Annotated in this window: 18 protein-coding genes and 4 pseudogenes; 12 read left to right on the top strand and 10 right to left on the bottom strand. The window is 44.6% G+C overall.

Annotation, left to right across the window (positions count from 1 at the left end):
* Positions 1 to 493 precede the first annotated feature (493 nt).
* The 4 genes from HU824_RS16270 to HU824_RS16255 form a co-directional block, all read right to left on the bottom strand.
* The gene (locus tag HU824_RS16270) at positions 494 to 1,207 is read right to left on the bottom strand and encodes a LexA family transcriptional regulator (protein ID WP_176469396.1); all 714 of its coding nucleotides are present in this window, start codon (positions 1,205 to 1,207) and stop codon (positions 494 to 496) included.
* A 196-nt stretch (positions 1,208 to 1,403) separates the two neighbouring features.
* A complete protein-coding gene (locus HU824_RS16265; protein WP_136010929.1) occupies positions 1,404 to 1,934 on the bottom strand; it encodes a 30S ribosomal protein S16 in 531 nt (176 codons plus the stop codon).
* Between the two features lie 186 nt (positions 1,935 to 2,120).
* Entirely contained in the window at positions 2,121 to 3,428 is a 1,308-nt protein-coding gene (locus tag HU824_RS16260) for a Na+/H+ antiporter NhaC family protein (protein WP_176469395.1), read from the bottom strand.
* Between the two features lie 123 nt (positions 3,429 to 3,551).
* Positions 3,552 to 4,607, bottom strand: a complete 1,056-nt coding sequence (locus tag HU824_RS16255; RefSeq protein ID WP_136010931.1) for a LacI family DNA-binding transcriptional regulator — start codon at positions 4,605 to 4,607, stop codon at positions 3,552 to 3,554.
* Positions 4,608 to 4,947: 340 nt separating this feature from the next.
* Between HU824_RS16255 and HU824_RS16250 the strand changes: the two genes are divergently transcribed.
* From HU824_RS16250 to HU824_RS16245, 3 genes and pseudogenes are all read left to right on the top strand, one after another.
* The gene (locus HU824_RS16250) at positions 4,948 to 5,973 is read left to right on the top strand and encodes a sugar kinase (protein WP_176469394.1); all 1,026 of its coding nucleotides are present in this window, start codon (positions 4,948 to 4,950) and stop codon (positions 5,971 to 5,973) included.
* Between the two features lie 46 nt (positions 5,974 to 6,019).
* Positions 6,020 to 6,168: pseudogene (locus HU824_RS19855) on the top strand (four helix bundle protein); the annotation flags it as partial.
* A gap of 76 nt (positions 6,169 to 6,244) precedes the next feature.
* On the top strand, positions 6,245 to 6,913 hold the full coding sequence (locus HU824_RS16245) for a bifunctional 4-hydroxy-2-oxoglutarate aldolase/2-dehydro-3-deoxy-phosphogluconate aldolase (protein ID WP_009038291.1): 669 nt from the start codon (positions 6,245 to 6,247) through the stop codon (positions 6,911 to 6,913).
* A gap of 806 nt (positions 6,914 to 7,719) precedes the next feature.
* Here HU824_RS16245 and HU824_RS16240 read toward each other — a convergent pair.
* Together HU824_RS16240 and HU824_RS16235 are read right to left on the bottom strand one after the other, a co-directional pair.
* A complete protein-coding gene (locus tag HU824_RS16240) occupies positions 7,720 to 8,613 on the bottom strand; it encodes an AraC family transcriptional regulator (RefSeq protein ID WP_176469393.1) in 894 nt (297 codons plus the stop codon).
* An 8-nt stretch (positions 8,614 to 8,621) separates the two neighbouring features.
* Positions 8,622 to 8,834 (bottom strand): annotated as a pseudogene (locus HU824_RS16235) (helix-turn-helix domain-containing protein); the annotation flags it as partial.
* Between the two features lie 324 nt (positions 8,835 to 9,158).
* Here HU824_RS16235 and proS point away from each other — a divergent pair.
* Positions 9,159 to 10,652 (top strand): proline--tRNA ligase, encoded by a 1,494-nt coding sequence (proS, locus tag HU824_RS16230; protein WP_176469392.1) that lies wholly within the window; start codon positions 9,159 to 9,161, stop codon positions 10,650 to 10,652.
* Between the two features lie 261 nt (positions 10,653 to 10,913).
* On the opposite strand, the gene HU824_RS16225 is transcribed toward proS, so the two are convergent.
* Positions 10,914 to 11,015: a smalltalk protein gene (locus HU824_RS16225; protein WP_005829220.1), complete on the bottom strand. Its 102-nt coding sequence runs from the start codon at positions 11,013 to 11,015 to the stop codon at positions 10,914 to 10,916.
* A gap of 54 nt (positions 11,016 to 11,069) precedes the next feature.
* A complete protein-coding gene (locus HU824_RS16220; protein ID WP_136010934.1) occupies positions 11,070 to 11,579 on the bottom strand; it encodes an HU family DNA-binding protein in 510 nt (169 codons plus the stop codon).
* A gap of 275 nt (positions 11,580 to 11,854) precedes the next feature.
* On the opposite strand from HU824_RS16220, the gene HU824_RS16215 reads away from it, so the two are divergent.
* The gene (locus HU824_RS16215) at positions 11,855 to 12,115 is read left to right on the top strand and encodes a DUF4248 domain-containing protein (RefSeq protein ID WP_005829216.1); all 261 of its coding nucleotides are present in this window, start codon (positions 11,855 to 11,857) and stop codon (positions 12,113 to 12,115) included.
* Positions 12,116 to 12,244: 129 nt separating this feature from the next.
* Here HU824_RS16215 and HU824_RS16210 read toward each other — a convergent pair whose 3' ends face one another.
* Together HU824_RS16210 and HU824_RS16205 are read right to left on the bottom strand one after the other, a co-directional pair.
* Complete coding sequence (locus HU824_RS16210) at positions 12,245 to 14,377, bottom strand: VapE domain-containing protein (RefSeq protein WP_176469391.1); 2,133 nt, start codon at positions 14,375 to 14,377, stop codon at positions 12,245 to 12,247.
* 122 nt (positions 14,378 to 14,499) lie between these two features.
* Entirely contained in the window at positions 14,500 to 14,823 is a 324-nt protein-coding gene (locus HU824_RS16205) for a hypothetical protein (protein ID WP_176469390.1), read from the bottom strand.
* Between the two features lie 322 nt (positions 14,824 to 15,145).
* On the opposite strand from HU824_RS16205, the pseudogene HU824_RS16200 reads away from it, so the two are divergent.
* From HU824_RS16200 to HU824_RS16170, 7 genes and pseudogenes are all read left to right on the top strand, one after another.
* Positions 15,146 to 15,346, top strand: a pseudogene (locus HU824_RS16200) (PD-(D/E)XK nuclease domain-containing protein); the annotation flags it as partial.
* A 325-nt stretch (positions 15,347 to 15,671) separates the two neighbouring features.
* Positions 15,672 to 16,199 (top strand): UpxY family transcription antiterminator, encoded by a 528-nt coding sequence (locus tag HU824_RS16195; RefSeq protein ID WP_176469399.1) that lies wholly within the window; start codon positions 15,672 to 15,674, stop codon positions 16,197 to 16,199.
* 17 nt (positions 16,200 to 16,216) lie between these two features.
* Positions 16,217 to 17,155 (top strand): hypothetical protein, encoded by a 939-nt coding sequence (locus HU824_RS16190; protein WP_255260546.1) that lies wholly within the window; start codon positions 16,217 to 16,219, stop codon positions 17,153 to 17,155.
* A gap of 11 nt (positions 17,156 to 17,166) precedes the next feature.
* Positions 17,167 to 18,567, top strand: a complete 1,401-nt coding sequence (locus HU824_RS16185; protein WP_176469389.1) for a lipopolysaccharide biosynthesis protein — start codon at positions 17,167 to 17,169, stop codon at positions 18,565 to 18,567.
* Position 18,568: 1 nt separating this feature from the next.
* On the top strand, positions 18,569 to 19,747 hold the full coding sequence (locus HU824_RS16180; protein ID WP_176469388.1) for an EpsG family protein: 1,179 nt from the start codon (positions 18,569 to 18,571) through the stop codon (positions 19,745 to 19,747).
* A gap of 33 nt (positions 19,748 to 19,780) precedes the next feature.
* Positions 19,781 to 20,845, top strand: a complete 1,065-nt coding sequence (locus HU824_RS16175; RefSeq protein ID WP_176469387.1) for a glycosyltransferase — start codon at positions 19,781 to 19,783, stop codon at positions 20,843 to 20,845.
* Positions 20,846 to 20,857: 12 nt separating this feature from the next.
* A pseudogene (locus HU824_RS16170) lies at positions 20,858 to 21,193 on the top strand (glycosyltransferase family 2 protein); the annotation flags it as partial.
* Positions 21,194 to 21,288 lie beyond the last annotated feature (95 nt).

The raw sequence follows: 21,288 nt of genomic DNA, 5'->3' as shown, positions 1-21,288 counted from the left end.
ATATCAAAAAGATGTGTGCAAAACTGAGAAAAACAGGAAAGGAGCTCATTACACTTACTAAATCTATATTTATTGGACTATTTATAACCCGATACAACGGGAATATAGCAACTTGTTACCAAATGAATGAGAAAAAAGCGGCGTAGACAAAAGAAAAGATAACAGGACTATAAATTATAGAAAAAGGTTGTGCCAACGTTTTGACACATTTACTTTTTTGTGTCTTTTTTATTAGGGGATAGGTTAGGGGATAGTTTTCCCATTTTTTTAAGGTTTGTATTTCATAGGATAATAACGAAGTATTAACTATTATAACCTCAAAATATCGCAAAATTATTATAGGAAAATCCCCCAATTGTTTTAGTGTGTTTGAGTATCGTAAATAGTTGTATTATAGTTTATTGTGCTTGTTTTTGCCTTAAAAAGCCCATAAACTTGCGTGTGTGCGTTAAAAAGAGGCTATCATGCTTATTTGCGTGTAAACCGCGTGGTGTTATTCAATATGGATTACTCCTACAATGCGCGCCATGCCGGTTATCTCATCTTTTGGTATGTCAAAAGGTGGGTACTCTTTATTATCGGATACAGCGGTTAGGCAGTCTTTATCAGTCCCCGGCATTATGCGCTTTACAAGCATTCCCCGGTCAATTGTGGCAATCAAGTGGCATTTGTTCCATTCAATGTATCGGGAATGATTGATTATTGAGCAGGCTGTTATGTCACCGGGATAGAATTTTGGTATCGTAGAGTCCCCTGTAACCTCAATCATGAAGTCTACAGCGAGGTATCGGAACTTAGGGATGATATAGTAGGCTACAACATCGCGTTCCTTTATTGAAAAATGTGCATTAGCGAAGCCTCCGACAGCTCTTTCTGAAACTAAGGGGATTGCACCGGGAGCCTTTTTCGTAGTTTCGGTAAGAGCTTCAAAATGGGTTTCTGAACCGCTTCGGGTAGAAATAAGCTTTTCTCTGTTTGTAGTGGCAATGGGCTTTAAACATTCTTTAAGCATATCTCCTTCGCCTGTTATGAGCCAGTCTGCTGAGATGTTTTCGCAATTTGAGTATATTGTTTCAATATCAAAAGTATTTCGACTAATCCAAGTGCTTAATCCTTGTGCCGAAATTCCTAACTTCTTTGCAAACTGCGACTTATTACCTCCGCAGTAGTGATTGATAAGGGCATTTAATATGTCTGCTTTCGTCATAATGTGCTAAATAATTCTCGTTGTGAGAAAATAATCCACATTATGTTTTGTGGATATTCTTAAAATGTTTATCCTTGCGGTGTGGTTAAGATGTTACCACCGCGCCAAAGATAAGAATAAAAAATCCCCTCCGATATGGGTCGGAGAGGATTTTTATAGTTTTAATCCCATTTTAGCGATAAGGCTGTGCTTGCTATTATTCGTTAGCAGCTTCTTCGGCAGGAGCCTCTTCAGTCGGTGCTTCAGCGGCAGCTTTTGCGGCAGCTTCAGCAGCTTTCTTTTCAGCCAATGCTTTTGCTTTTTCTTCGTTTATTTTCTTTTCAGCCTCCAGACGTGCTTTTGCTTCAGCTTTCTTAGCTTCGTCTTCTTTGGCTTTCAGAGCAGCCAAACCGTTTTGTTTGTTGTTCTTCCAAGCTTCGAACTTAGCATCGGCTTCCGCTTCGCCAAATGCGCCTTTTGCTACACCGCCCAGCAGGTGCTTCTTCATGTAAACACCTTCGCGGGAGAGGATGTTGCGAACTGTGTCGGTAGGTTGTGCGCCCTTCAACACCCAGTCGAGTGCCCGGTCGAACTTCAAATCTACTGTGGCAGGATTGGTGTTAGGGTTGTAAGTACCAATCTTCTCAATAAATTTACCATCACGTGGTGCTCTTACGTCTGCAATAACGATAGAGTAGAAAGCATAGCTTTTACGTCCATGTCTTTGCAATCTGATTTTTGTTGCCATTTAATTAAAATGTTTTTAGTTAATGATTTGAATTATGCTACTATCTCGTAATAGCGGTTGCAAAGATAGGGAATAATTTTGAGTTATGAGTTATGAGTGATGAGTTATTTGTTGATGAGAGTGGTGTTTTTTGATATTCATTCTCCTGTCAACAAATAGCTCATCCTCCCGTTGACAAATAACTCATCACTTTCCCGAGTATTTCCTGGGGTATCTCAGCAGGATGGCGAGGGTGGCGCATGCTCCCATGCAGAAGGGATAGTATAGGTTTCCGATGATGCTGATGGGTGAAATGCAGGCAAGTCCGGAGGCTATCAGCATTTGCGCTCCGTAAGGGATGATTCCTTGCACGAGGCATGAGAAGGTGTCCAGTATGCTGGCCGTTTTCCGGCGGTCCAGGTGGAAGCGGAGGGCGATGTCCTTGGCTATGGGGCCGGTGGTGATGATGGCAATCGTGTTGTTGGCGGTGCACAGATTGGCGATGCTGACCAGGGCGGCGATGCTGAATTCGGCTCCCCGCTTGCCGCTGACGTGGCGGGTCAGCCGGGAGATGATGAAGTCGATGCCTCCGTTGTGGCGGATGGTTTCGAGCATGCCTCCGGCCAGCAGGGTGATGATGATAAGCTCGCCCATGCCGGTGATGCCCGTTCCCATGGCTCCGAACCAGTCGAAGAAGGCGGTGCCGGTATAAATGCCGATAATTCCAGTGGAGAGGATGCCCAGCAGCAGTACCAGCATAACGTTGACGCCTGCTACGGCCATACCCGGCACGACGAGGTAGGGGATTACTTTTATCCACTCGATGCCCTGTACTTGCGGCGGGGCGGAGACGGACAGTCCTTGAAAGATATAGATGCCCAGCACGATAAGTGCTGCCGGTACCACAATCATGGAGTTGACGCGGAACTTGTCCCTCATCACGCAGTCCTGCGTCTTGGTCGATGCGATGGTGGTGTCGGATATGAAGGAAAGATTGTCGCCGAAGAACGAGCCTCCCACCACGATGGCAACCATGTAGGGCAGGTCGATGCCCGTCTTCTCCGCCAGCCCCACGGCTACGGGGGTCAGTGCAACGATAGTTCCTACGCTGGTTCCTATCGAAAGGGAGATGAAGCAGGCGGCAATGAAGATGCCCGCCAGCAGCAGGTTGTCCGGCAATATGTGCAGTGTCAGATTCACGGTTGCATCAATGGCGCCCATCTGCTTGGCGCTTTGGGCGAATGCTCCTGCAAGGATGAATATCCATACCATCAGCAGGATGTTCTTGTTGCCGGCACCTGCGGAAAACTGATGGATGCGCTGTTCCGGACTCAGCCCGCGCGTAATGGCGATGGCATAGCAGGACGAGGCGAGGAAGGCCACCGTGATGGGAACTTTATAAAAGTCGTTCGCCAGGAGCGAAGTCACCAGGTAGAGGCAAAGGAATACGGCCAACGGGCTGAGCGCCCACCAGCCGCCTTTGTTCTGGGGGATTGTATCGGTTGTTACTGACATAATTTCCTTGACGCTGTTTTCATTCATTCATCCGGTCCTCCTGCTACAGCGACGTTATCAGCCGGATTCATTTTCAGATACTTTGTTCCCATTATGTGTTGTCTTTATCTGTCTATATCCTTGTTATTTGTTGTAATAAAACTCGATATTCTCCTTTGTCAGCAAGTCAATCGGCATGAAGTTCTCCCTTGTGATTTCCTTCTTCAGAATCAGGTGTTCGCACAAAGCCTTGATGCCGTCGAATCCTTGCAGGGTGGGCTGCTGTGCTATGAGGAAGAAGATGCTTCCTTGTTTCAGGCAGTCTACGTTGCGTTGCAGCAGGTCATAGCCCATCAGGTTGAAGTCCTTTTTCTCTTTCTTCAGCAGATATTCCCCGATGATGTATGCTTTGGAGTTGAAGGTGATTCCATTCTTTACGGTCGGATGTTCTTGGAAGAATTCGTCCAGCATTTGCATGTCCTCGCTGTCGCGTTTGGCATGCAAGTCCAGTTCCCAGATGCGGCAGGCGGGATGATGTTCCTGCATGTATTCGCGGAAACCTATTTCGCGACGTTCCTGCTGGTTCGACCCGACAATCCCTTCGTTTATCTTGCGGAAGATGACGATTTCCTGTGCGTCTTCTCCGGCAAGCAGCATCAGCATGCGGGCGGCAAAATATCCGCTTTGGTGCGAGTTCTGCCCATAGAAGGAGAGGGCGGGCTCTTCCTTTATATTGGAGTCTATATATATATAAGGTATATTATGCAGCGTCAGCTCATCCGTGAAAGGCTTGGTATATTGCGGAACGGTGGGGGCAAACATCACTCCGTCCGGTTCCAGTGCCAGAATCTGCCCGGAGGCCTCCGCAAATGAATGGTAGTCGTAGGGGTCATAGTAGGAGAGTTGTACGGCAACGTTGAAGTCGGAGTAAGTTTCCACGGCATTGTGTATGCCCGCCTCCACTTCTGTCCAGTATTCGCCTTTCTGGTGCTGCGGCAACAGGCAGGCAAATGCGTACTTCTTGTTCGAAGCCAGCGCGCTGGCATACATGTTGGGCTGATAATCCAGTTGTTTCAGGATTTCCTCCACTCGCTTCCTGCTGGATTCGGACACGCCGCTGCGTCCGTGAATCACACGGTCGACGGTTCCTACGGATACATCGGCCATCTTGGCGATATCTTTTATTCTGATTCTTTCCATCTGTATATTTACGATTTAACGATTTATGATTTACAATGTACGATTGATGTTGCTTTAGCCACGATTCTGCAATGTAATTTCAATTGTCGATCGTCCCATCGTACACCATGTTGTGTTCGTACACAATAATAATCTTAATATTTCAACGACAAATATATGATAATTTTCTGTATTTCAAAAATTGTTGTATCTTTGTGTCCGCACACGGAGATTATGGATAATGAATATTATTTTGATATACTCTCCATATTTTCAGGTGTTTAAGTTCTATTTGCACTTTGAAATGATAGATTGAAAGGAAATAAATTAATTTCATATTAAAATGAAACATAGAAAGATTATGGGAAAGAAAGTAGTTACATTAGGTGAAATCATGCTGAGGCTGTCTACTCCGGGAAACACCCGTTTCGTGCAGTCCGACTCTTTTGATGTGGTATATGGCGGCGGTGAGGCAAACGTGGCTGTCAGTTGTGCCAACTACGGACATGATGCTTATTTTGTAACCAAGTTGCCGAAGCATGAGATAGGCCAGTCGGCTGTCAATGCACTGCGCAAGTATGGCGTAAAGACGGACTTCATTGCGCGTGGTGGCGACCGTGTAGGTATCTACTATCTTGAGACCGGTGCTTCCATGCGTCCCAGTAAGGTGATTTATGACCGTGCGCACTCTGCCATTGCCGAAGCGGATGCTGCAGACTTTGATTTCGATGCCATCATGGAAGGGGCAGACTGGTTCCACTGGTCGGGTATCACTCCCGCCATCTCCGACAAGGCTGCCGAACTGACCCGCCTGGCATGCGAGGCCGCCAAACGTCACAGTGTCACCGTGTCGGTAGACCTCAATTTCCGCAAGAAACTCTGGACTAAGGAAAAAGCCCAGTCCGTCATGAAGCCTTTGATGCAGTATGTGGATGTCTGCATCGGCAACGAAGAAGATGCCGAACTCTGCCTTGGCTTCAAGCCCGATGCCGATGTGGAAGGCGGCAAGACTGACGCCGAAGGCTACAAGGGAATCTTCAAGGCGATGGCGAAGGAATTCGGATTCAAATATGTCATATCTACATTGCGCGAGTCCTTCTCTGCTACCCACAACGGCTGGAAAGCAATGATTTACAACGGTGAGGAATTCTACGAGTCGAAGCGTTACGACATCAATCCTATCATCGACCGCGTAGGTGGCGGCGACTCTTTCTCCGGTGGTATCATCCACGGCCTGCTGACAAAGCCCGACCAGGGTGCCGCTCTCGAATTTGCAGTGGCTGCTTCTGCCTTGAAGCACACTGTCAACGGTGACTTCAACCTTGTGTCTGCAGAAGAGGTGGAAGCACTGGCAGGAGGTGATGCAAGCGGACGGGTACAGAGATAAGTTCATTTGCTATTAGGCGATTTTACTGTTTGACACTCTCTTGTTGATGACGACAGAAGAACTGAAGAATAGGTTGAAGGCATTTGCGGTAAGGGCTGTCAGGTTGGCAGACAAGTAGACTGACCTGCAGCCAATTATCGAGCTGCTTGTTTGGGAAAATCAGATAAGGATTTCCTGAATAAATTGAAGATGGTGAATGGATGGTAAATAGTTTGATGGTATAAAGGATTAAGTAGCAGAACATTTAAATAGTCAGATAGTAAATAGAAAGATGAGTAAGTTTGATAAAATAGCAGTATTGAATAAGATTGGTTCTACCGGCATGGTGCCCGTCTTTTATCATAAGGATGCAGAAGTTGCAAAGAAAGTAGTGAAGGCTTGCTACGATGGCGGTGTTCGTGCATTCGAGTTCACGAACCGTGGTGACTTTGCTCACGAGGTGTTTGCAGAAGTGGTGAAGTTTGCGGCAAAAGAGTGCCCCGAGATGGCTATGGGTGTAGGTTCCATCGTCGACCCTGCTACTGCGGCGCTGTACTTGCAGTTGGGTGCATGCTTCGTTGTAGGCCCGCTGTTCAATCCGGAAATAGCCAAGATTTGTAACCGTCGTCTGGTTGCCTATACTCCGGGGTGTGGTAGCGTTTCGGAAGTGGGCTTCGCGCAAGAGGTGGGCTGCGACCTCTGCAAGATTTTCCCGGGTGATGTGCTTGGCGCCAAACTCGTGAAAGGTTTGTTGGCCCCGATGCCCTGGTCTAAGCTGATGGTGACCGGTGGGGTGGAGCCGACTCAGGAAAACCTGACCTCTTGGATTAAGGCGGGTGTGTTCTGCGTAGGAATGGGTTCCAAACTCTTCCCGAAAGACAAAGTCGCTGCCGAAGACTGGACTTACGTTACGGAAAAATGTAAAGAAGCTTTAGGCTATATCGCCGAAGCAAGAAAATAGAGAAGAAATTCATTTTGTTTAAAGGTGTTTGAAGGGGACAGCCATCGAAGCGTTTCGGCGCTTCGGTGGCTTGTTTTTTGCTGGAAAGTATACTCCCCGATGAGCAATGGAATGTTTATAAGTGTAAACTATACTCTTAAACTCTAAAACAATGTTATAAAATACCCGGATAGTGTGCCTGATGTTTTGCACATGCGCATAAAACACTTACCTTTGCAGTGCAGTTGGGAAACTGCATTTGGATTTGATAAATAATAAGACAGTTTTCAAAAAGGATATTGGTTGTTAGGTAAAAGGATTGAAAATAGATTTTTTCATAAGCTAAATGTTTTGAATAAATAGGTAAATTAGGTAAAGGTAAAGATTGGATTTTGAAGTTTTCAGAACAGGTAATTGAAGTTTTATTTTTCAGGTAAAGAGAAAGATTGATTTTTGGGTAACATTGATGTAGTTTAAAAGAAAAGCCTTTATGGCTTTTCTTATAGGGGCGGGGAGTTCGTGAGAGCTTGCTCGTTTTTTTATTTCCATATTCTTCGTATTTCTATATTCTTCGTATTTCTATATTCTTCGTATTTCTTGTATATTTTGCCCAGGCTCTACTTCTTTTCCGTATATTTGATGCAGTATGACGTTATTTATTTGATACAGTGTGAAGTTATTTACTTGATGTAGTGTGAAGTTATTTATTTGACTCTGTAAGCAGACTAAAAAGAATCCGCGTGAGTTGTCCGATGAACCCGCAACATCCGGTGACGGTAACATTATCGGAGCGGGCGGAAGAACCGGTTTGCAGGTACTGACCGGCGTTAATTTTGAGAGCACCTATACTCATTCGGTGCTGTTCCTGTTATCTTCTTGAATAGCAGGCTGAAATACTGTACGTTTGGATAGCCTAACAACTGTGCCACAACGGCCGGGGTATTTCCCGCTTTGAGCAACATCTTTTTAGCTGCTTCAAGCCGTTTCAGTTGGAAATACTCATCTAATGTTTTGCCGGTCTTGAATTTCAGCAAGTCGTTGAAGTAAGGAACGGAAAGATGGAGGTGTGCGGCACAATACTCCGGTGTGGGTAAAACGGCATTGCCCAACTGACCGGAATCGATATAACCGTCGAGCAGCTTTTCCATTTTTACCAAAATTGTTTTGTTCTTGTCCTCTCGCGTAATAAACTGACGCTCATAATAACGGGTACAATAATCCAATAGCAGTTCGATATGACGTGAAAGAATGGTACTGCTGTGTGCATCTATAGGATGATGCAGTTCTTCCTCTATATTCCACAGGCAACAGGTGATTTTCTCTGTTTCACGCTTAGACAGATGTAAGGCTTCTTCCTTGCCGTAATGGAAGAAAGTATAGTTTTTGATATGTTTTTTCAAGGTAGTCCGAAAGAGTAGGTCAGGATGGAATATCAGCAGATAACCTTTATCCGGCAAGGTATTATTTTTACTCATGCGGAAAACCTCTCCGGGCTTCAGAAATACCATCGTGGCATTGGAATAATCGTAATATTTACGACCGCAACAACAGCCGTCGGTGCACTCCTCGGTGAGCAGCACGGTATAGAACTCGAATTTAACGGCATCCTGTTCCAGATCCGGATGTTCCAGATTGATGATGCTTGCCTGGGGATGCAGAGTTTTGCATCCCAAACGGCGGTTGCATTCGCACACGCTCTTTATGTCCAACGTCTCTTTCATCTGTCCTTTCAGCTAATCATCCTTGTGTGGTATTCATTCGGTGTGCATCCTTCCCGTTTCTTGAACAGACGGCACAGATGTTGCGGATATCGGAAGCCCGATGAATATGCTATTTGGCTTGCAGTATCTCGGGTGCCGACGATACGCTCTTTTGCTATTTCAATTACTTTCTCCTGCATGTGCTCCTGCGGCGTCTTGCCGGTCTCTTTCTTTAGCATGTTGTCCATATCTCTGTATTTTCATTTTCTCTTTTCTTTCATCACACAAAATTAGCGGATTATACGGATTTTGCCATAACCTTAATTACTGATAATATAACCTCAGATACGGATTTCGCACATTCTCCGCGGAAATTATGTAATTGGGGTTATAATATCTGTAATTCCGGCCCAATCCGAAATCCCGGTGCATTTCTTAAATAGATTAGAGCGCATTTCCGCTTCTATTAAAAATACTATTTGTTTTTCAAATAATAATTCCTTTAAAATTTGTACTTTTGCCCACTGTTTAGAGAAATCAACGAAAACTTTAAAAAACGAAATAGAATGGCAGTAGAATTGAAAGACCTTACCAAACGTAGTGAGAACTATTCTCAGTGGTACAACGAGTTGGTGGTAAAAGCCGATTTGGCAGAACAATCGGCAGTACGCGGCTGTATGGTGATCAAGCCCTACGGATACGCTATCTGGGAGAAGATGCAACGTCAGTTGGACGATATGTTCAAGGAAACGGGACACGTCAACGCTTATTTCCCCTTGCTTATTCCGAAATCATTCCTCAGCCGTGAAGCGGAACATGTGGAAGGCTTTGCCAAAGAGTGTGCCGTCGTGACGCACTATCGTTTGAAGAACGATCCGAATGGCGGCGGTGTGGTGGTGGACCCTGCTGCAAAACTGGAAGAAGAGCTGATTATCCGCCCCACTTCCGAAACCATCATCTGGAACACCTACAAGAACTGGATCAATTCATACCGCGACCTGCCTATCTTGTGCAACCAGTGGGCAAACGTGTTCCGTTGGGAAATGCGTACCCGTCTGTTCCTCCGTACCGCCGAATTCCTCTGGCAGGAAGGACACACGGCACATGCCACCCGCGAGGAATCCGAAGAAGAAGCGGTAAAGATGCTGAATGTATATGCCGAGTTTGCCGAAAAATACATGGCAGTGCCCGTAGTGAAAGGCGTGAAGTCTGCCAACGAGCGTTTTGCCGGTGCCCTCAACACCTACACCATCGAAGCGATGATGCAGGACGGAAAGGCTTTGCAGAGCGGTACTTCCCACTTCCTGGGACAGAACTTCGCCAAGGCGTTCGATGTACAGTTCGTCAATAAGGAGAACAAGCTGGAGTATGTTTGGGCTACCTCCTGGGGTGTTTCCACCCGTCTGATGGGAGCGCTTATCATGACGCATTCCGATGACAACGGTCTGGTACTTCCTCCGCACCTGGCTCCGATACAAGTAGTCATCGTACCTATCTACAAGAATGCGGAGATGCTGGCCAAGATTGACGAGAAAGTGGCAGGCATTGTGGCAAAGCTGAAGTCAATGGGTATTTCCGTGAAGTACGACAATGCCGACAACAAACGTCCGGGCTTCAAGTTTGCCGACTATGAGGTGAAGGGTGTTCCCGTCCGTCTGGTGATGGGTGGCCGCGACCTGGAGAACAATACAATGGAAATCATGCGTCGCGATACACTGGAGAAGGAGACGCGTTCCTGCGAGGGTATCGAAGAGTACGTGAAGGACTTGCTCGAGGACATTCAGGCAAATGTCTACAAGAAAGCGCTCGATTACCGCAACAGCCGCATCACCAGCGTGGACAGCTACGAGGAATTCAAGGAAAAGATTGAAGAAGGCGGCTTCATTCTGGCTCATTGGGACGGGACTACCGAAACCGAAGAGAAAATCAAGGAAGAGACCAAAGCAACCATCCGTTGTATTCCTTTCGATTCATTTGTTCCGGGTGACAAGGAACCGGGCAAGTGTATGGTTACCGGCAAGCCTTCTGCCTGCCGCGTGATTTTCGCACGTTCCTATTAATAATACCCACCCCGGATTACGCGGATTAACACAGATGATTTTAGGAGTTCTGATAATCAGAAACTTTTATCTGCGTTAATCCGCGTAATCCGGGGTGATTGTATATTCGGCCTACATACTTCTGTAACCTCCTCCACATCTCCTCGTAACAACTTTCCCTCATTTTTGCAGCGTAAAAAAAGAAAGGAGGCCCGAATATGGCTTTCCGCTATTGGGTGCGTAGCTGCCTGGCATATCCTGCCATCCTTTCTTTCCGGCGACTTAAATGCTCACGTTCATCGCATTGGCTCCCAATGCCCCCAAGATGGCGGAGGCTACTGCAATCACGACTTTCAGAATTTTATCCCAGATACTTTTTTTCATGCTATATACGTTTTAAAAGTTGAACATACGAATCGGTAGTAAAATCAGTCATATTTATCCCAACGGATTTTCGCCCTGGTCTCCGTCCGAACCGCCTCCGTCTCCCGAGCCGGAACCGCCGCCGGAGCTTCCTCCTTCACCGTCTCCCTTGTTCACCAATGCTTCCAGGTCGTAGAAGTCAATCTTCTGCCCGGCACGCGTGGCGGTGATGTCCGGTCTTACGGTACTGGAAGGCCGGAAATTGATTTTCACCGCCTTGATGTTCTTGGCGGTGCACTCCTTTACATCCGTTACGCCTGCCGTGCGCGCCGACAGGCTGAATACGCCGAAGTTCTTGATGTTCACCGACTGCCCGTTGTAGAGCGTTGCAATCATGGCCTCCACAAAATTGGTCAATACACTCTGGATGTCGCCCAGCGTCAGCGAACTCTTCTCTTTCATCACGTAGGCAATGTCGTCCAGCGTCGCATTGTCGCCCAGTGTCACCAGCTGCGGGTAGAACTTTGCCACCGCATCTGCCTTTCGAGGATCTTTCCTCGCAATTTTCTTGAATGGTACTCCCATAAACAATTAAATAATTAAAAATTAACAATTAGAAATTAAAGTCCCGTATTGCAATACTCTTCTCTTTCTCCTTTAGGGGGGAAGAGGGGTGCTGCAAAAGTACTCCTCCGGCTTTTGCCGCTCATGGCTTTCTTCGGGTTACGCCGTCTCTTTCCCGTTTCCTTCCTGTTCAGGAAAAGTTCTTCGCCCGATGCCCGTTTATGTCTGTTTTTTCTTGGTAATCACGCTGATATTCAGTATCTTTATGGTGTAATAATCAACCAATAACATAAAGAATGAAAACAGAAAAAGAAAAGAGGGAAGAGGAGGAGGAAGACCTTCGTCCGTTCCGCATCCACGCCTATTCGAAGGAAGAGCTTGCCATGCTCTACAACCCGACTTACTGCATCAGCAATGCCATCTATACCCTGGCGGCATGGATACGCCACAACAAGGCGCTGAAGGGTGAGCTGGAGAAGGTGGGCTACAACAAATACCGGCGCACCTTCACTCCGCTGGAAGTGAAAGTGCTGGTGAAGTATCTGGGAGAACCCTGACAGGATGCCGGCCGGAAATAGGGAAACCGTGTAAAGAAAACGCCAATATATGTAAAGCCCCGTAACAATATATGTTGTCATGCACAACAATATATGTTACGGGGCTTTTCTCTTCTCCTCGAATGCCGGTTACTGATATAGCTGGATGTCCACTACCTCATATTCGGTCGTCTCCTGCTCGTTGGTCCGTGTACCGAATCCGTACTTTTCCAGTGCCTGCACCAGTACCAGCTGGGTGTGCGGGTTCACCTGCACCTTTCCGAATATGCTGAGCTTGGTCAGTATCACGCTGGCAGGGAGCCATTTTACCTGCAGGTCTTCGGGCAGCGGCTTGCGGAAGAAGACGAAGAGGTTCTCCTCCACGGGGTCTTTCATGCGGTGCCGTTCGTTGTGCTTGTTCAGCTGTTCTATCTCCTCGCCCTCGTACCAGTATCTGAAACCGCCCTTCAGCAAGGCGAGCGCCTGGGCGTAGATGCCGGGATGGTTCACCGGGGTGCGGTAGTCTATGCCGGTGACGGTGATGGGGAGGAAACGCCGGTTACCGCCGATGTCCTGCAGGCACTGCCGGTTGTTGGTGCTCCCGATGAAGGAGCAGTGGCGGGGCAGGGTGAAGGCTTCGACGTCGTAGGCCTTGCGCTGCGTCACGTTGTCCTGCGCGATGATTCGCTTCAATGCCGCCAGCTCGCCGGGCCTCACGCCCTCGAACTCTTCCATGTTGATGATGATGCGCGTGGATAGCAGGCGGGCGTCGTCCTTGTTGGAAGGGTCTATCATGCCGTTGTAGAAGTACTCTTTCCACTCGGGCGGCAGCAGGTGGCGTATCCAGCTGCTCTTTCCCTTTCCCTGCTCGCTGTAGAGGATGATGACGAGCTGGTTCATCTCCTCGTCGCTCAGCGCGCAGGCCACCATGCCCACCATCCATCGTTTGAATCCCTCCTGCCACAGTTCCCGGTTCTCGGTCGTCAGGGTGTCGGCAAGTTGGGCGATGTAGTCCGTCCCGTCCCAGGGGGGAAGCGCGTACAGGTAGTCGGTGTAGGGATTGAACTCCCTGGCGTAGTTGGAGTCTATCACGGCTCTGAGGAAATTCTGGTAGCAGGAGATGCCGGCCATCTGCAGGTCTACGAACAGGGTGTTGTAGTCCTTCCCGCGCATGGGGCGGTATCCTTTCCGGGCCTCTTCGGGCGGTGCGTAGGGCATGAACTCGAGGCGGTCCAGGATGAGGTTCCTGCGGATGCCGTAGTGCTCTCCGAGGAAATCCATCACTTGGCTGATGACGGGCTTTTTCTCCTCCTTCTTCGCGGCGGCTTCGTTGGTCTTGTCGGTATAGATGTAGGCGTTGTGCAGGGGAGACTCCACGTCGGGGTACTCCTGCCCGAACTCTCTCTTGGCCAGCCTGACGGCTGTCTGCTCGTCCAGTCCCTTGCTGTAGCATTTGTTGCCCAGGGCGAAGAGGAAGTTGTCGCGGTTTCCCGCCCGGAACCTGGTGGTGCGCTTCACGGCGGTCACGGCTTTGGCGAATATCAGTTTCTCCCAAGGCTCTGCGTCGTGCGGCATGGCGGAGGCGGCAGCGGAAGGGATAGGACGTGCCGTTCCGTCAGGCGTTTTCTTCTTGCCGCTTTCCCTTTTTTCCGGCGGGATGATGCGCGCCGGCAGCGGGGACATCTGTTCCAGCAGTGCGGCGTTGACATAGGCATGCGGGTCGAAGGAGATGAAGTATCCCCGCGAGATGTCCTTCCCGCTTCCGTCCACCTCTACTCCGAGCAGGGCCTCGTAGTGCTCCTTGGCGGCGTTGTACAGCTTCAGGTGTATCTCCTCGAGCGTGGCGTAGGTCACCTCGCCCTGCCGGAGACGGTCGTACAGGCGCCGGGTGTATTCCGTCTGCATGAAGACGAACAGCTTGTAGCCGTGCCTTTTGGGGGAGAGGAAACTGCCCAGGGTGTGCGGGTCTTCGTTGACGAGAGTCCGGGTCTGCTCCAGCTGTCCCTCTTCCAGGTCGTCGATGTCGAGCGTGATGACGGGGTTGTAGCGGACGATGCCCGGGGCGAGCCTCCTTTCCCGGTAGTTGGCCGTGAGGGTCCTGAAGGGAAGCTGCTTCTTGACGCGGTTGGCTTCCTCCACCTTTCCCTGTGCCACGAGGCTGGCGATTTTGATGATTAACTTGGCATGCTTGCCGTTTTTTATGTCGGCCATGTCCTGCGTGAAGGTTGTCTCCCCGCTGACGGCGCTGAAACCACGGTAGGTGGTCACTGGAATGTTTTCCATTCGATTTGTATTAAGTTTGCCTTATTGGCGGCGCAAAGATGCCGTTTATTTCCTTAGGAAGCAAAAACGGCCGTCCGCGGTGGACAGCCGTTTTTTTACAATTTGGATTCCTTGGTTCCGGCTCATGCTTCCGGATACAGCTCGTTGTAGAGCCTGTATAGTTCGGACTCGATGCATCTGGCGTTCAGCGTGTTCGTGCCGCCGTCGGCATCCATGAAGTCCACCAGCAGATACAGTGTCCTTGCCAGTCGGCTGACGCCTTTCATCCCGTGTTTCTTCCCGGGGTCTGCCAGCAAGTGTACGAAAGGCGTCAGAAACGCTCTCCTGTCTTTGTACTCCACCCGTAAGTGCCTGTGCACCTGCGACAGAAAGTCCATCGCCAGCTGCAATTCCTCACTCTCTTTACTGTAAATCACCTGGAAGCCTTTCCCTTGGAAGAGCTTCACCTCAATTGGAACTTTTTTCCCATTCTTTTTATTATTTTGAAGGTATATATTTATGGTTTGATAACAAACCGGACGCAAAATTAACAAATAAAGCAATGCGGACGTCTTTTCTGTCCGGAATTCTTCCGGAGGGCATCCGGCTCCTTCGTGTCAGGGAACCGTGCCGGCGGCACCCGGTGCGTGTGTGTCGAAGGGGGGGAGGAGGGTGAGGTACATGACCCTGCAGGGAATAATGTAACACACCCTTCCTTTAAAAAAATAAGAGAATCACGCGCCTGCGCGCGTACCTCTCCATAATGGATGATGAGCTGCCGTGCAATGCTTTTCCGGCATTCCCTACGAACTGAGCGACAATACCGAGCGTCATTACCAAGCCATCTTCTATGTGGTCTTCACCCTGCCGGGACAGTTTGTCGAGACGGAAGTGCGCAGCGCCCGCGGCCGTGCCGATGCCGTGGTGAAGGCAGGAGTGAACTTCAGCAAGGAGACAAGGAACGTGGAGAGGTATCTTGTGGAGGGCTGATTCATATAAATGCCGTCGCGAGGGCTTCCGACATTTTATGTGTCGGAAAATTTTGTAATTTCATTTCTTGGCATTACCTTTGCGCTCATTAAACGGAGCGTGCCATAAGTGTTTATCTTTCATAAGCATCCGTTTACGGCAGCATGTCGCAAGACGGCTTGGATATAACTATTTCGTCGCCTTCCTTCCGAGATGGTGGAGGGTCTTGAAATAAAATGAATGCACATAGTCTATTTAAAGTAACCGCATTACATTACTTGACCGGGAGGTACTTCGCTACTCCGGTGTCCCCCAATCATATTTTTTCGTGAACGAGAATGCAGAAATGCACTGGTATGCAGTGCGTGTCACCTATAGCCGTGAGCTTTTTTTCAAGGATTTTCTGGATGCCGAGGGCATCGAGAGCTATATCCCCATGCGCTATGAGTATGTCGTGCGGAAGGAGCGCCGCCTGCGCAAGCTTGTTCCCGCGGTCCATAACCTGGTCTTCGTCCGCTCCACCCGCGAGCGCATGGACGAGATAAAGAACAGGCCCGGCATGAACATCCCCGTCCGCTATATCATGGACCGCGAAACCCGCCGGCCCATCGTCATCCCGGACTCGCAGATGCGCAGCTTCATCGCCGTGTCGGGCACCTACGACCAGGCCGTGCTCTATCTTGAACCCACCGAGCTGAACCTCTCCCAAGGAACACGGGTACGCATCACCGGCGGCATCTTCGAAGGAGTGGAAGGGGTGTTTGTGCGTGTGCGCCACGACAGGAGGGTGGTGGTGAACATCGAGGGGGTGATGGCGGTGGCGACGACGTTTGTGCATGCGTCGCTGGTGGAGGAGATAGGAGAAGGAAGTTAGCGCTTATTGTAGATATAATGAGAATTAAATATGTTTTTTTGGGATATTCAGATTACATGAAAGTTGTAAATAATGATATCCTATGTAATAAAGATGTTTTGTATTTTGCTCCCAATGATTTATCAGTTAGGCAAAAAATATTATATAATATTCTATTTTTTATAACAAGATATGGATGGGAGAATATGATTCCTGAGTTTATATATAGATATTTATATCCTTTACAAACCATACATGGATATGAACAAGTGTATTTTATTATATATGAACAGAATGTTTGTTCTACTCACCTTCCTTTTTTGGAATATTTGAAAAAAAAATATCCATATTCAAAACTGTTTTACATGTTTACAAATACATTGTCTTCCCGAGTCAATGAGAAACAGTTGCAGTTTGTGGAAAATAATCGGGAAAAGTTTGACATGATTATAACCTTTAATGAAATAGATGCCGTTGAACATAATTTTCAATATTACAATCAAGTTTGTTCTATATTGAATGTTTCGGGTAAGGAAGATAATGAATCAGACATCTTTTTTTGCGGCCTGGATAAAGGTCGAAGGGCGATAATAGAGCAACTTCAGAATCGGCTGGAAAGTTGTGGAATAAAATGCGATTTTAATATTATTGATTCTAAACATAGGTTGCCATACGAAGTTATTGTGTCCAAAATTGTTCGAACAAAGTGTATTTTGGAGATTTTGATGGATACATCACAGTCTGGGTCATCTTTAAGAGCAGCTGAAGCAATTGCTTACAAGAAAAAGTTGCTGACAAATAATACTTTCATAAAAGAAAAGGAGTATTTCAATGACAAACAGTTTTCCTATTTTTCTACTCTTGATGATATAGATGTGGAATTTATAAAGGAAGCTCTAGGCAAATCACAATATGTTAATCCTATGATTGTTTCTCCTGAAAGGTTTTTAGATTTTTTAAAACAGAATAGTATTTGAGAGACTAGAAAATGAGAGAGTTCCTAAAGTCTTTTTTTTCATTTGGTGTTGCAACGAGCATTGAGAAAATATTGGCTTTCATTTTGCTGCCTATTTATACTCGTTTATTTACAACTGCCGAATATGGAATGATTGATTTATGCCAGGTGCTTATGGGGATAGTATCTGTATTTGCGTTGCTGCAATTGGAAACATCGCTTCAACGATACTATTACAAATGGGAGGGGGATGATAAAAAAATCTTTTTGTTCAGCATATTAATTACGGTCATTTCATTATCTGTTTTTTTCTCAATTATAATATGCTTGTTATCATGTCATATTTCCTGTTTGCTTTTTTCCAGCTCTGCTTATTATTTATTAATTATATTGTCTGCAATCCAGTTGCCTTTTATAAACTTCTCAATGCTTGGCTTGATTATACTTCGGTATGAAAAAAAGAATTTACTTTTCACTTTCCAAGTAATATTGAAAGTCGTATTGCTATTGTTGTCCGTATTCGTTTTTGTAGTTTTCATGGATGGAGGTTTGGAATGGATTTTGATATGTCAGTTATTGGTACTTGTATCGACTTCTATCGTGTTGTATACTAATATAAGACAATATTTGCTTTTTTCTTTCTCATGGAAAAATCTCATGATGAGCTTTAGCTATGCTTTGCCTCAGTTTCCTGCTCGTGTGGGAAGTGTGATGATGGTTTATTCCAATCGGTTTTTTATGGTGTTTTTTTTAACGACATCAATTGTCGGTTTGTATTCTTTTTCTTTAAAGTTGGCCTCTGGCGTGCAAATCTTGGGAACTGCTTTTATGATGGCCTGGCTTCCTTTTATGTACCAACAATTTGAAAAAGAAAATCACCGTTTGCTTTTTGCAAAGTTTATGCCTTTAGTTTCTAGTTTCTTGTTTTTATTAGTATCGGTTTTGTCATTATTGTCCGAAGATATTGTAAGTATAGTTGCAGGTCCGGATTTTTTTCATTCCTATAAATATATTGGCGTTTTATCACTGTATTTTGCTTTGGTAATAATAAAAGAAGTGATTGATATCGGACCCAAATATACGGAGAAGACAAAGTATGTGTCTTATAATTATTTTGTGTCTTTGTTTGTTAATGTAGCAAGCATGTACTTTTTTATTATTCTTTGGGGAGTAGAAGGGGTGATTTATTCCATGGTATTGACATATCTGATATTGGTCATAATCAGCTGGATTGTGTCTAATAAATTGTATTATATTCCTTTCAGTAAATTTTATTTTGCAATATTGATGTTGCCTGCATTGAGCATTTCTATGTATATCATGAATTGCAGCATGACTCCTATGACTCGATATATTATATTAATATTGGCAGTTGTTTTTTACGGAATAGGAATGTACATGAACTACAAGAAGGTAAAGCTGTATCTGAATTAGAATGCCGTATATACCGATTTTACTGTTGCTGTTTTTTTTATCTTTCTATTATGATTTTTTGGGTCATAGAAAGGGGTATAATTTAGGATATTATTCCATCTTCTTGCTATTGGTAGCAGTTTCCGGGTTTAGATATAGAATAGGAGCAGATACTTTTGCTTATCAGGATTTTTTTGAGAAAGAGCAGATTTATTTGTCTGAGCTATCCTTAGCTGATTATTTTTCATATAGATGGGAGCCTTTATTTATTTTTTTTGTAGCTTTAATGAAATCAACTATAAATGATTTTATTTTTTTTCAGATAGTCCATGCAATCATAATAAACTCGGTTGTTTTTTGGTTCATCTCTTCTAATACGAAAAATAAGTTTACAGCAGTTTTTCTTTATTTCCTATTTTTGTATGTTTTGGTAAATATGGAAATTGCGAGAGAAGCATTGGCTGTTTGTGTCTTTCTGATTAATGTGAAATTCTTGCAGAATAAAAAATACGTTACTTATTATTTATTGGCAATTATAGCATTCCTTTTCCATTATGGTGCTGCGATATTGTTTGTTTTTCCTTTTATATACGGTATAAGGATTACGTTAAGACGCATTTTCTGTCTGTTTGTAGTTGTTGCAGGAATTATTATAAATATAGACTTTATCATTACTGCGGCTTTTTCTTTAGGAGTGCCTCCAATTATATTTATAAAGCTGGCTAATTATGCAGAGGTGTCAGAAAATCTAAACTTTATGGGTGTCTTGATTGCTTTTTTAGGTTACATTCTTTTTCCTTGTGTATTGATGCAGATAGAAAACCGGATATTACGTGTGAAATCTCGGTTTTATGATTTCTATCCCATATTTCTTATGCTTGGCATATTGGTGATTTACTTTCCTTTCATCAGTCGTTTTTTTAATTATTTATGCCTCATTGGTATTATTTTCTTAAGCGATTTCGTGATTGCGCTATGGAAAAGCAATCGTTTTGCACTTAGCACTAGATATATATTGCTGACATGGATACTTTCAATGATTTTTTTGTGGAATGGTAGATATTACTTTAGTGATATGTCGGATTTGACAGGCAAAAATATGAAAAAGTATGTACACTGGTATCCATATAGTTCGATATTGGATAAAACGAAAAATCCGGATAGAGAATCTCTTCAGGATTATTATTCAATGATAAATTGAGATATGATAGATTTATAATTCAATATCGCGATTATGAAATATAGAGTTTGCTTGGTTACAAATTATTTGTCAGCAGGAGGATTGGAAAGAGTTTTGACAAGACTTGCTACATATTTTGTTGAAAAAAAGGAAGTGCAAGTGACTATTGTTACATTATTTAATACTCAGTGCTTTTATTCATTATCCGATAAAGTCGAAGTAATTTATCCTAATTTTGATATATTAGCAATAAACAAGCATGTTCGGATTATAAAACAATTTTTTTATCTACGTAATAAAATTAGAGAGTTGCGCCCCGATTGTGTTTTAAGTATGGGTGTGGAAACAAATATTGCTACTTTACTTTCTACAATAGGATTGAGAATAAAAATATATGTTGCAGATAGAAATAACCCATTTATAAAATTATCTTTTTTAAGGCAACTGTTGAAAAAAGTTCTTTATAAAAAGGCTGAAGGAATAATTTGCCAAACAAATTTGGCTAGACAAAAAGTTCATGAGTTAACTAAACACCCTAACATAGTGGTCATTCCTAATCCAATAACAATCTTTGAGAACGATAATTTATCCATTGCGAAGAAAAATTATATAGTAAATGTTGGGCGTTTTATAAAGTCAAAAAATCAACGTGAATTGATAGATATTTTTACTTCAGTAAACGATGGTAGTTGGAAATTAATATTTGTGGGTGATGGACCATGTAGGAAAGAGTGTATGGATTATGTGTCACAGAAAGGGATTTCGAGTTATGTGGAGTTTGTAGGAGTAGTTAAAGATGTAGATCGGTATTTGGCCCAAAGCAAGATTTTTGCTTTCGTCTCGATTTCCGAAGGTTTTCCCAATGCTTTAGGTGAAGCTGTTTTGTTTCCTACAGCGAGTATTTCCTATAATTGCCCAGCGGGACCAGAAGATATTATTCGTGATGACGAAAATGGTTTTTTAGTTCCTTTAGGAAAAATAGAAGAATATGCCACTAAATTGAAAATATTGATGGAAAATGAGGAATTGAGAATGAGATTTGAAATGAATGCAATGTCAGATAGAAGTAAATATTCTATGGAAAATATAGGTGATTCTTTTTTTAATTTCATGTTTTAACTATTTCTCCAAATGAATAATGAGTATTTAATTAGCATAATTGTTCCAGTATATAACGTAGAGTCCTTTATTAGTGAGTGTATAAATAGTGTATTGATTCAATCTTATAAAAATTTTGAATTAATACTTGTCAATGACGGTTCTACAGATAATTCTCCTGCTATATGTGAACAGTATGCATCAAAGGATAAGCGTATTAAAGTTATTCATAAGGCAAATGGCGGATTATCTGATGCACGAAATTGGGGCTTAAAATCCTCATCAGGTGAATATGTAGTGTTTCTTGATAGTGATGATTATTGGAACGATGGTAATGCATTATTTTCTCTTTATTCTCTAAGTAGCTACTAAAAATTAATGTACATATGTTGGCACGGTTTTTGCATAATACCAAGGTAAGATACAGCTATGAGAATCACAGAAGTAAAACTTACCAAGAAACA

Origin of the sequence: Bacteroides sp. L10-4 (genome assembly GCF_013373675.1) — a bacterium.
Classification (GTDB): domain Bacteria; phylum Bacteroidota; class Bacteroidia; order Bacteroidales; family Bacteroidaceae; genus Bacteroides; species Bacteroides muris.
Note: the sequence above shows the minus strand (reverse complement) of the source record. Positions and strands in the feature narration are given on the sequence as shown.